General features: G+C 54.4%; 9 protein-coding genes, 1 pseudogene and 1 CRISPR repeat array. All 10 genes and pseudogenes read left to right on the top strand.

All coding sequences use genetic code 11. The features are described 5' to 3' along the window. Positions 1 to 255: 255 nt before the first annotated feature. Positions 256 to 846, top strand: a pseudogene (locus ACMLHZ_RS00855) (recombinase family protein); the annotation flags it as partial. 6 nt (positions 847 to 852) lie between these two features. Beyond that, complete coding sequence (locus ACMLHZ_RS00850) at positions 853 to 1,296, top strand: spore coat associated protein CotJA (protein WP_418665948.1); 444 nt, start codon at positions 853 to 855, stop codon at positions 1,294 to 1,296. Next, positions 1,293 to 1,550, top strand: coding sequence for a spore coat protein CotJB (locus tag ACMLHZ_RS00845; RefSeq protein ID WP_418665927.1), 258 nt, complete (start codon positions 1,293 to 1,295; stop codon positions 1,548 to 1,550). The genes ACMLHZ_RS00850 and ACMLHZ_RS00845 overlap by 4 nt, the downstream gene beginning before the upstream one ends. 3 nt (positions 1,551 to 1,553) lie before the next feature. After that, on the top strand, positions 1,554 to 2,162 hold the full coding sequence (locus ACMLHZ_RS00840; protein ID WP_418665926.1) for a manganese catalase family protein: 609 nt from the start codon (positions 1,554 to 1,556) through the stop codon (positions 2,160 to 2,162). 527 nt (positions 2,163 to 2,689) lie between these two features. Continuing rightward, positions 2,690 to 5,107 (top strand): CRISPR-associated helicase Cas3', encoded by a 2,418-nt coding sequence (cas3, locus tag ACMLHZ_RS00835; protein ID WP_418665947.1) that lies wholly within the window; start codon positions 2,690 to 2,692, stop codon positions 5,105 to 5,107. A 1-nt stretch (position 5,108) separates the two neighbouring features. Continuing rightward, positions 5,109 to 5,837 (top strand): type I-C CRISPR-associated protein Cas5c, encoded by a 729-nt coding sequence (gene cas5c / locus ACMLHZ_RS00830; RefSeq protein ID WP_418665925.1) that lies wholly within the window; start codon positions 5,109 to 5,111, stop codon positions 5,835 to 5,837. Beyond that, positions 5,837 to 7,660 carry a type I-C CRISPR-associated protein Cas8c/Csd1 gene (gene cas8c, locus ACMLHZ_RS00825; protein ID WP_418665924.1) on the top strand — a complete coding sequence of 608 codons (1,824 nt, stop codon included), beginning with the start codon at positions 5,837 to 5,839 and terminating at the stop codon, positions 7,658 to 7,660. The genes cas5c and cas8c overlap by 1 nt, the downstream gene beginning before the upstream one ends. Beyond that, positions 7,641 to 8,486: a type I-C CRISPR-associated protein Cas7/Csd2 gene (gene cas7c, locus ACMLHZ_RS00820; protein WP_418665923.1), complete on the top strand. Its 846-nt coding sequence runs from the start codon at positions 7,641 to 7,643 to the stop codon at positions 8,484 to 8,486. Before cas8c ends, cas7c begins: the two co-directional genes overlap by 20 nt. After that, positions 8,476 to 9,138 (top strand): CRISPR-associated protein Cas4, encoded by a 663-nt coding sequence (cas4, locus tag ACMLHZ_RS00815; protein ID WP_418665922.1) that lies wholly within the window; start codon positions 8,476 to 8,478, stop codon positions 9,136 to 9,138. The genes cas7c and cas4 overlap by 11 nt, the downstream gene beginning before the upstream one ends. Beyond that, positions 9,135 to 10,166 (top strand): type I-C CRISPR-associated endonuclease Cas1c, encoded by a 1,032-nt coding sequence (gene cas1c, locus ACMLHZ_RS00810; protein WP_418665921.1) that lies wholly within the window; start codon positions 9,135 to 9,137, stop codon positions 10,164 to 10,166. The genes cas4 and cas1c overlap by 4 nt, the downstream gene beginning before the upstream one ends. Positions 10,167 to 10,613: 447 nt before the next feature. Further along, positions 10,614 to 11,651: a CRISPR direct-repeat array (repeat unit 33 nt; unit sequence GTCGCATCCCTCACGGGATGCGTGGATAGAAAT). Between the last annotated feature and the right edge of the window lie 2 nt (positions 11,652 to 11,653).

Below are 11,653 nucleotides of genomic sequence, written 5' to 3'. Positions count from 1 at the left end.
CCTCGCGCAGAGCAAAGCAGCAATCACGGCCTTGCCCCTGCTCATAAACTATATTGTCCATTGCGCGAAAGGGGGAAATTTTCATGCCCACACAGGCCATGGCTGCGCTTCTGTGCAAAAGCGTTTTTGCGGCGATGAACAAACCATTTTGACCGAGCGGTTCACACAAAAATGGGCCGACCTGATCAAACTGCTGGAACAAGGCGGTGCAGAATGCCCCCGAGGTCCTCAATGATGGGCGAAGCCGCCCACGGCATGCCCTCCGGCCGTCCGGCGTCCCCGCAAAGGATAGCGATCTACTGCCGCCTGCCGGAAGAGGACCGGAACAAGCCGCTTTCCACCGACGACTCGGGCAGCATCCAAAATCAAAAAACAATGCTGCTGCAATATGCAATGGAACAGGGCTGGCAGGTGTACGGCGTTTACAGCGACGACGACTATGCGGGCGCGGACCGCAGCCGCCCCGCCTTCAACCGCCTGCTGCAGGCCGCCCGGCAGAAAAAATCCGACATCGTTCTCTGCAAGACCCAGTCCCGCTTTACCCGTGAATTGGAACTTGAGGAAAAGTATATCCATGGTTTGTTTCCGCTGTGGGGCATCCGCTTTGTCAGCATTGTCGCCAACGCCGACAGTGCCAACAAGGGCAACAAAAAAGCCAGGCAGATCAACGGCCTGGTGAGCGAATGGTATTTGGAAGATCTCTCTGAAAACATTCGCAGCGTCTTAACCAGCCGCCGCGAAAACGGCTTCCACATCGGCTCCTTCGCCCCCTATGGCTACAAAAAGGCCCCAGCGCAGAAGGGGCATCTCATCATAGACCACGAGGCCGCCACCGTGGTACGGCAAGCAAAAATGCTGTCGTGCCGGGCCACAAGGCCGGGCCCCAAAAAGGGCAGCGCGCACATGGCCAGCGCGGCCAGCGCGCAGGCGCAGGCGGCAAGCCACTGTTTTTTTGTGTTCGGCTGTAAATCAGATCGCATGGGCGGTTCCTCTTTTTCCGTGGCGTTACCGCTTTATTATATCACAAAAAGGCCGCTTGAACAGGGCATTGGGTCTGGGCGGCGCGCCGCCCGCCCCTGCACCCCGGCAGCCCCCGGCTGCATAGAGTGGCTTGGCGGGCACAGCGCCCGCCCAACATTACAAAGGAGGGAAACGCTTATGCTGCCTTTGGCAATTGCAAGCCTGCCCATGCAGGTATTCCGCCATTTGTACGAGCCGGCCCAGGGCTGGCTGCATGGCACCATATTTGAAGAACTGGATCTGCCGTTCTGCGGGAAGGAGGAATCGGGCTCATGAAGCTTTTGACCTATGCCCAGGCCCAGACCGAGCTGGGCGCACTGAGCTTTGCCATGGACGACATCCGCCTGTTTCTTGACACTCACCCCTGTGAGCAGGCGGCTCTTTCCATGTATGCGTCGCTGGGCAAAAACCGCGGCGAACTGGCGCATGTGTTGGCCCAAAAGGGCCGGCCGGTAAACTTTTACGATGCGGGCGGCGCGGGCCACTGGAACTGGACCGAAGGCCCCTGGCCCTGGGAAAAGGAGGATTGAGCCATGTGGAGTTATGAAAAGCGTCTGCAATTCCCTGTAAAGATCGCCTGCCCGGACGCCCGGGCGGCCAAGGTCATCATCACGCAGTACGGCGGGCCGGACGGCGAGCTGGGCGCCAGCATGCGCTATCTCTCCCAGCGCTACTCCATGCCCGACCGCCGCGTCGCCGGCCTCTTGACCGACATCGGCACCGAAGAGCTGGCCCACCTGGAAATGGTCAGCGCGCTGGTGTACCAGCTCACCAAGGGCCTCTCGGCCAGCGAGATCAAAGCCCAGGGCATGGACGCCTATTTTGTGGATCACACCACCGGCGTGTGGCCCCAGGCCGCCAGCGGCGCGCCCTTCACCTCCATGTGCTTTGCCAGCAAGGGCGACGCCATCACCGACCTGAGCGAGGACATGGCAGCAGAGCAAAAGGCCCGCACCACCTACGACAACATCATCCGCCTGGTGGACGACCCGGACGTATTGCAGGTCATCCGCTTTCTGCGCGAGCGCGAAATCGTGCATTACCAGCGCTTTGGCGAGGCCCTCGAGCTCATCAAGTCCGACCTGGATTCCCGGAACTTCTACGCCGTCAACCCGGAGTTCGATCCCTCGCCCAAGCTGTAAAACCCAAAACAGCCGCAGCGTCGTAAAGCATATTGGGGAGGCATATGCTTCATTTGCCTCCCCAATAACGAGAAATCCTGTCATCTTAAATAATGTTCTTATTGCTGTGCAATAAAGAACACCGGCAGGCCTGAACTTCACCCCTAAAGTTAGGACAGTATGATATACTGAAACTAACTTTAGGGGTGTATTGCTATGCCAAGAGGCGCGCCAAGTAAGGTAAAAGGTGCGCAGCTTAATTTAAACAATCGGCAGCCAAAGCGATGAGACAACAAAGGCTGAATCAGCGAGAAGCAGGGCTACAATTTGAGTTACCCTATAATCGGGCGGCAATCTGGAAGTGTATTTACTGGCAGAGGATTCAAAAGGACTGGCTTCCCTAAAAAGATGATATCTTCTCAAACCTATCCTCTGGAAGGACCTCCCACAACTGTTGACTTTTGTCTGAAAAAGCAATATTATTATATTGGAAACCATTAAAATATCTAAATTTTAAACTAATTTAGTATTAAAATTGGTTATTTTTTATCAGTTTAAGGGGAGATGATTTTATCGACCTGTTTCCTGCTCACATCCGGGTATCGAACGAAAAAATCGAAGAAGTCCAAACAGTCCAAGCGCACTGTCACAACGTGGCCCATTATACCCGTGCCACCCTGGAACCGTTGAAGCTTGCCAACACCGGCCAGCTTGTCGGCCTCGTTCATGATTTGGGGAAGTTTTGCCAGGCATTTTCCGATTATCTCGATCGTGCTTCCCGGGGCGAAAAGGTACACCGCGGCAGTGTTAACCATACCTTTGCCGGGGTCCGCTTGCTGCTCGAGCGCTACTTCGACGTGCATGGTGACCCTTACCACAACATGGCATGTGAAATTCTTGCTTTCGTTGTTGGTTCCCATCACGGTCAGTTTGATTGTGTGGATCCCAATGGAGAGAACGGATTCACCCATCGCGTTGAAAAGCAGGGGATCTCCTATTCAGAAGCAAGGGAACACTTTTTTTCTCTTTGTGCCGAACCATCTCAGGTGGACACGCTCTTTGAGAAGTCTGTAAGGGAGCTGACGCAGGCCGTCACACTGTGTAAAGGCGTTTCCCATTCCCGCGAAGAGCTTCAGTTCCACCTCTCGCTTCTCAGCCGCCTGGTCCTTTCGGCACTGATCGATGCCGACCGGCAAGACACTGCCGAGTTCATGCATGCGATGGAATTTCCCCCTTCTCCCTGCGAGATGCGTCCGCTCTGGCAGCAAGAGCTATTCTATATGGAAAAAAAGCTCTCCGAATTTGGCCGCGCAAAAGCAATTGACCAGGCGCGTTTTTCCATTTCAGAACAATGCCGCGCTTTCTCCACCCGAGAGGCTGGCATTTATCGTCTCTGTGTGCCCACTGGCAGCGGCAAAACCCTTGCAAGCCTGCGGGCTTCCCTCGCTTTTGCCGCCAGTCACAACAACAGGCGTCTGTTTTTCATTATTCCGCTTCTCAGTGTGTTGGAACAAAATGCGCAGGTTATTCGGAATTACCTTCAGGGCGATGACTTGATCTTGGAGCATCATTCTGATGTTCTCCGCTTAAAAACGAGCACGGATGAGCTGGACCCCAACGAATTGCTGACCGAAAATTGGCGCGCGCCTGTGGTCATCACCACCTTGGTCCAGTTCCTGAATACGCTGTTTTCCGGCAGCCCCTCATGTATCCGCCGGATGAACGCGTTGGCCAATAGCTTGATCGTATTGGATGAAGTGCAATCCGTTCCGCGGCATATGCTCTCTTTGTTTGATCTTGCCCTTAATTTCCTGGCAACGTTCTGCGGTGCCACAGTGATCCTCTGTTCGGCCACCCAGCCCTGTTTAGAGGAGGCAGAACATCCGCTCACCCTCGCTCCCCTTCCCGATCTGGTGCCTTACGACCCTGCGCTGTGGAAGCCTTTCCTCCGCACCGAGATCCTCGACCGGCGCAGGCCAGGCGGTTACACAGCCGCGGCAGTGGCCGATTTTGCACTTCAGCAAATTGCCTCTTTTGAAAGTGTTCTGATCATCTGCAATAAAAAGGAGCAGGCCCGGGCCCTGTATCAGGAACTGCGCGTTACAAAAGCCAGCGTCTTCCATCTGTCCACCGCTATGTGCATGGCCAACAGATCCAATGTTTTCCAGCAGATCGGTCGCTGCCTCTGTGCAAAAAAGCGGGTGATCTGTGTAGCCACCCAATTGGTAGAAGCTGGCGTAGACCTTTCATTTGGCTGTGTGATGCGCGCCAATGCCGGAATGGACAGCATCATTCAAGCCGCCGGGCGTTGTAACCGCCACGGCGAATTTGGGCGGTTATGCCCGGTCTGCATCATCAACTTCCAGGGTGAAAAGCTGGATTTTCTGCAGGAGATCGAGGCGGCCCAAACCGCCACCACTGAATTGCTCTCCTGCTTTTCAGCCGACCCTGGTTCTTTTGGCGGCTCCCTCCAATCCGAATGCTCGATCCGGTACTATTATCGCCGTTTATTCAGCGCTATGCCCCTTCATGCACAAGACTATACCGTTCCAGCGTTCCACAGCACTCTCTACGAATTGCTCTCACACAACAGCACTTTTCGCAGCAAGAAACCGGATTCGGTCCCCCCTACCATTTGCCAGGCTTTTCGCACTGCAGGCGACGCCTTTCAGGTTTTTGATGATCAAACCGTCGATGTTCTTGTCCCTTATGGACAAGGGATGAGAATAATCGAGGCGTTTGCTTCCGAGCGGGCCCGGCACGACCTTCATTACCGCGGCCTGCTGCTTCAACAGGCAAAGCCCTACTGCGCCGCACTTTTTGGCTACCAATTGCAGCAACTCCAGCAGCAACACGGTCTGCGGTCTCTTTGCGAGGGGGCGATCCTTGCAGTTCTGCCTGAATTCTACCACGAAGAGACCGGGATCGATCTTTGCGGTGGCGATCAACTTTTTTTGGAGGCGTAACATGGAACACAAAAACATTGTGGAATTTGAAGTCTGGGGCGACTATGCCCTTTTCTCCGATCCGGTCATGCGGGTGGGCGGGGAAAAATGCACCCTGCAGATCCCCACATACGAGGCGCTGAAGGGGATTGTCTCCTCGATCTATTGGAAGCCCACCTTTATCTGGGTGATCGACGCGGTGCGGGTCATGAACCCGATCCAAACCGAGGTCAAGGGCATTCGCCCCATCAAATACAGCGGCGGAAACGATCTGTCCTATTATACCTATCTCAAGGATTGCCGGTACCGGGTGCGCGCTCACTTTATCTGGAACGAAAACCGACCAGAACTTGCAGAGGACCGCAACGAGAACAAGCACCACAACATCGCCAAACGCATGATCGAACGGGGCGGCCGGCGCGATATCTTTTTGGGCACAAGGGAATGCCAGGGCTATGTTGCGCCCTGCGCCTTTCAGGAAGGGACCAGCTATTACGGAAACATCCCTGAACTGGCCTTTGGCCTTATGCCCCATGGCATCACCTATGCCGACGAAGCCTATTCCGCCGAAACCCAAGGGCACATGACCCTACGTTACTGGTATCCGGTGATGCGCTGTGGGCAGATCGATTTTATCCCCCCACAAGATTGCCCCATTGCCCGCCCATCGCGGCAGATGCCAGTTAAGCCTTTCGGGGCCAGGCACCAAAACTTCATTGGGCATCGTGAGTTTCCAGAGGAGGTGGTATAATGGGGCTGCTTCAAGCCGCCTTGCGTACTTATGAAAGCCAGGCGCATCTGGCCGGGATTCCGGTGGATGGGCGGGAAACGCTCGCTCCCATCTCTCATATCCTTCAAAAAGCGCAAATCGAACTCACCATCCATCAAGACGGCACCTTCCAAGAGGCTAGGACTGTTTCCAAGGCGCAAGCCCGCACCATTATTCCCGTAAGCGAAGGTTCGGCCTCCCGCACCGGCAACGTCATTCGCCCTCATCCTCTGTCTGACCAGCTGGAATACCTCTCGCCCCCGGGAAGCGATAAATGTAATGCTTATCTCAGTCTGCTGGGGCGCTGGGCACAGTCTGAGCATTCCCACCCGAAGGTACAGGCTGTGCTGCGTTATGTCCAGGGCGGCACCATCCTCACGGATTTGGCCGCCTCGGGCATCATTTCGCTGCAAGAGGACGGGTCCCTTGCAGATGGCAAGGTCGACGGGGTCAGCTATGAAAAGTGTATGGTGCGTTGGCGGATCCTTTCTCCGGCAGCAGGTCCCTCCGCCTGTTGGCAGGATCCCTCTCTTTTTGAATCCTATATCGCTTTTTATCACAGCCTGCAAGATCCGGATACCGCAGAGCCCTGCGTGCTCTGCGGTGAACTGGATATCCCCGCACAAAGTCACCCCAAAGGGGTGGTGGCCGCCAACTTTGGGGCCAAACTCATCTCCTCGAACGACAGCAGCGGCTTCACCTATCGCGGCCGCTTCGCCAATGTCAGCCAAGTGGGTTCGGTTGGCTACACCGCATCGCAAAAGGCGCACAACGCCCTGCGCTGGCTCGTAGCCAATTACGGAGTCGTGATGGGGGGGCGGACCTTCGTGTGGTGGAATCCGAGCGGGAATCCTCTTCCTTCGCTGGATTTTCTCGGCATGAACTCCGAACTGCCTCCACAGGCCACCTTTGTGGATTATCGCCAGCAGCTTCTCAGCGCCCTGCAAGGGTATCAACTGAAGCTAAGTGCATCCGATGATGTTATTATCGCCGCTCTGGATGCCGCCACGACCGGGCGGCTTTCCGTCACCTATTACAACGAGTTGAAGGCAAGCGACTTTTTCCTGCGGCTGCAAAAATGGTATCTCAGCTGCGTGTGGAACACCAGTTTTCGGGGCATGTGGTCACCCTCTCTCAAAGAAATTGTGCGCTGTGCCTTTGGCACCCAAAGAAGCGATTTCATTGAGGTCGATGACCGGGTTCTGCGCGAACATGTTCAAAGGCTGCTGCACTGCATTCTGGACTGTCAAAAGCTCCCCTATGATATTGTGCAGGCACTGATCCATCGGGCAAACCAACCGCTGGCTTATAATCCCGGCAATCGGGAGCGGGTGCTTGCAGTTACCTGCGCCCTGGTTCGAAAATATCAAAACGAACTTGGCGAACATGAAAAGGAGGTATGCACCTTGAGTTTAGACAAAGAAAACCGCGCCCGAAGCTATCTATATGGGCGGCTGTTGGCGGTGGCCGAACTGGTCGAGCGCAGCACCTATTCCCGCGAGGAAAAACGCGAGCCCAACGCCATCCGCCTGCAGTCCGTCTTCTCCGAGCGTCCCCTGTATGCGTGGGGCATTCTGGAAAAGGCCCTCATCCCTTACTATCAAAGCCTTGCCCCCGGGCTTCGCAATTATTACAAGCGCATCGTTCAGGAAATTGTCGACGCCCTGTCAGCCGATGACCCCGCTCTGGACAGTAAGCTGGACGATATTTATCTGCTGGGTTACTACCACCAGCGGTTTGAACTCACAAAGAAAAAAGATCAAAACAAAACGGAGGAAGAAAACAATGAGCCTGCTGCAGAATAAGATCGATTTTGTTGTCCTGGTCAGCGTCGAGCGCGCCAACTCCAACGGCGATCCGCTCAATGGAAATCGTCCCCGCACCGACTATAACGGCTATGGTCAGATTTCGGATGTGTGCATCAAGCGCAAGATCCGCAACCGTATGCAGGATTTGGGCGCCGATATCTTCGTGCAGTCCGATGACCGGCGCAGCGACGGTTTCGGCAGCCTCAGCGAGCGCGCCTCCACCACGCTCGGCAAAATAAAAGACCGGGAAGAATACGCGCGTCTGGCCTGCGAAAAATGGCTCGATGTCCGCAGCTTTGGCCAGGTGTTTGCTTTTAAAGCCACCGGCGGTGATGGTGTATCGGTGGGGGTGCGCGGGCCGGTATCCATTCATCAGGCGGTCAGCATTTCTCCGGTGGAAATCGATTCTCTCCAAATCACCAAAAGCGTCAACGGCGACCCTTCCGAAAAGCGTTCTTCCGATACCATGGGCTCAAAGCACATGGTGCGCTTTGGGCTGTATAAAATCAAAGGGGCCATCAACGTGCAGCTGGCGCAAAAAACCGGCTTCACTGCCGAAGATGCCGCCCTCATCAAAGAATGTTTGCGCACTCTGTTTGAAAACGATGCCTCTTCTGCTCGGCCGGAAGGGTCAATGCAGGTCTATAAGCTTTATTGGTGGCAGCATAATTGCCCCAGCGGGCAATATTCTTCCGCAAAGGTGCATTCTCTGGTCAGCGTGCGGCTAAAGGAAGGTTTGAAAGCCCCTTCTGCCGTGGATGATTACAGCATTACGCTGGCACAATTGCCAGGGCTCTCCTGCGAGGTAATCGATGGAATATGACGAGGAGGACTTCCTGCAGCTCTCGGGGCTGCAGCATTTCCGCTTTTGCCGCAGGCGATGGGCTTTGATCCACATCGAACACCAATGGGCCGAAAACCTGCGCACAGTGGACGGCGCGTTGCTGCATGAACGCGCTCATAACAAAGAGCTCACCGACAGCAGGGGTAACCTCATCGTTACACATGGAATGAACGTATTCTCTCGTACGCTCGGCGTCTCAGGTGAATGCGATGTGCTTGAGTTTCAACGCAGCCCACAGGGTATCCCCTTGGCAGGGCGTGAGGGGCTCTGGCAGCCCTTCCCAGTCGAATACAAGCGCGGCAAACCTAACCCGCAGAGTGGTGATACTCTTCAGCTTTGTGCGCAGGCCCTTTGTTTGGAAGAAATGCTTTGTTGTGAGATTCCACAAGGCGCCCTTTATTACGGCGAGCTCCGGCACCGTGAACCTGTCGTTTTCACCCAGGAACTGCGGCAAAATGTGCGGGATTGTTTACAACAAATGCATGAGCTCTACCGCAAGGGGTATACGCCCAAAGTCAAGCCGACCAAGTCCTGTAATGCCTGTTCTCTTAAAGAATTGTGCCTGCCGCAGCTGCTGCGCAGCCGTCCGGTCAGTGTTTATCTTCGTGAACACTGGGAGGAAACGCCATGAGGCATCTGCTCAACACCCTGTTTGTCACCTCCGAGGACGCCTACCTGTCTCTGGATGGGGAGAATGTTGTAGTCAACCGTGACAAAACCGCAATTGGCCGATTTCCGCTCCACACGCTGACCGGGATCGTTTCATTTTCTTACGCTGGGGCATCCCCCGCTCTCATGGGAGCTTGCACCGAGCGGGAAGTTGCCTTGGCTTTCTGCACTCCGCGCGGCAAATTTTTAGCCCGCGTATGTGGCGAGAGCAATGGCAATGTTTTATTGCGCCGCCTCCAATATCGCGTCGCGGACGATCCCTCTCAGAGTTGCCGTATTGCCAGGGGATCGATTTTTGGAAAACTCTATAATGCACGCTGCAGCATCGAGCGCACCCGGCGGGATCACTCTTTGCGGGTGGATGATGAAAAACTCAAAGCCGCTTCCGAAAAGCTCAAAGAGCTTTTGCCGGGTGTTGCCGCCGAAACGTCCATGGAATCCTTGCGGGGGCTTGAAGGTGTGGGGGCTGTTGCCTATTTCGGGGTGTTGGATGACATGATCCTTAGCCGAAAAGAGGATTTCTATTTCCATTGCCGCAGCCGCCGTCCCCCGCTCGACCCATTAAATGCCCTGCTTTCATTTACTTATACCCTGCTTGCGCATGACTGTGCGAGTGCACTGGAAGCGGTGGGGCTGGATTCTTACGTGGGTTTCCTCCATCGGGATCGCCCGGGACGAACCTCTCTGGCATTGGATCTAATGGAGGAGCTGCGCCCCTGTATGGGGGACCGTTTTGTATTAAGCATGATCAACAACCGCATGTTCTCCAAAAGCGATTTTGAGATTCGTGAAAGCGGCTGCGTGATGATGAGTGACGAGGCCCGCCGCACCTTGCTCAAAAACTGGCAGCAACGAAAACAAGAAATGATCAAGCATCCTTATCTGAACGAAAAAATCCCCTGGGGCTTGGTGCCTTATCTTCAAGCCTTGCTGCTGGCCCGGTATTTGCGAGGCGATCTGGACGAATATCCACCGTTTTTATGGAAATAAGTGAGCATCGTCAAGTCCGCTTTCCCTCCTTTCCCTATGGCAATAATAAGCTGTGTCTATGCCTGATCATCTGCGTTGAATCAGCAAAGTAATATGCAGTATCTTTAAACCGTCCGATACAGTTCTCACTGCCTTCTTCCAGCTCAAAGTCTTTCGGTCTTATATGCAAAAAGCAGGAGGTTCCATAATTTTTAACTCGCCAAAGAACTTCGCACCGCCTAGTTCTAATAAGCTTCATCCTTTTGGAAGAAGTTCTAAGCAATTTCACGCGCGAAGTACAAGTGATCACGATTTTCCGGTAGCTTCGCACCTATGCATTCATTAAATTGTGCGTTTTTTGCAATCTTTTGGATATGCAATTACTCTTAAAACGGAAAATCTGCTCACAATTTTTTAATATTCAGCAAAATGCAACATAATCAAGAGATAGTTTTGTCGCATTTTGCCGTCGCATCCCTCACGGGATGCGTGGATAGAAATACCAAGGATTTTAGTAACTGGATAGGGAAGGGCCGTCGCATCCCTCACGGGATGCGTGGATAGAAATTCCCGGCTTTTCGATCTCTGTCGGGGGCGATTCGGTCGCATCCCTCACGGGATGCGTGGATAGAAATTGCAACCGCTTCAGCTATTTTTGTACATTCACCGTCGCATCCCTCACGGGATGCGTGGATAGAAATACTTATTGGCCTAGGGTGCTTGCCTCTATTGTCAGGTCGCATCCCTCACGGGATGCGTGGATAGAAATCATTGATGGGGCACGTTCATTGGAGGACGCTCAGGGTGTCGCATCCCTCACGGGATGCGTGGATAGAAATTCTCGTATTCTCTTTAGGCGCCGCGGCTGATTCGTCGCATCCCTCACGGGATGCGTGGATAGAAATTTTCTCGAGCCACGGCTTCTCGGCGGCGAGGTCGTCGCATCCCTCACGGGATGCGTGGATAGAAATGGCCTCCGTCCGGGTCTTGAGCCCCGATAAAGCGTCGCATCCCTCACGGGATGCGTGGATAGAAATCGAGACATCACCGAGCGGCCGGAGTTTCCGTACAGTCGCATCCCTCACGGGATGCGTGGATAGAAATTACGATGGGCTGCGCCTGCTTTTTCAACTGCTCGAGTCGCATCCCTCACGGGATGCGTGGATAGAAATTGCAAAATCACGAGCGGAGCTATCTCGGCCGTCGTCGCATCCCTCACGGGATGCGTGGATAGAAATATGGCCTACAACATGGGCGAGTACGGCGCACAGCGTCGCATCCCTCACGGGATGCGTGGATAGAAATCTCGAAAAGGGCGTCGAGCATGGCGTCCATAAAGTCGCATCCCTCACGGGATGCGTGGATAGAAATCTGCTCGACGTCGTATTCGGCCCAATACTTTTGCGTCGCATCCCTCACGGGATGCGTGGATAGAAATAAAACGCACCTCAAAACAGCATGAAAAACGAGCCAGTCGCATCCCTCACGGGATGCGTGGATAGAAATTA

This window comes from Allofournierella sp., assembly GCF_048388525.1.
In the GTDB taxonomy this organism is placed as follows: Bacteria; Bacillota; Clostridia; order Oscillospirales; family Ruminococcaceae; genus BQOK01.
The sequence above is the reverse complement of the archived record's forward strand: the minus strand, read 5'-3'. Positions and strand labels throughout refer to the sequence as shown.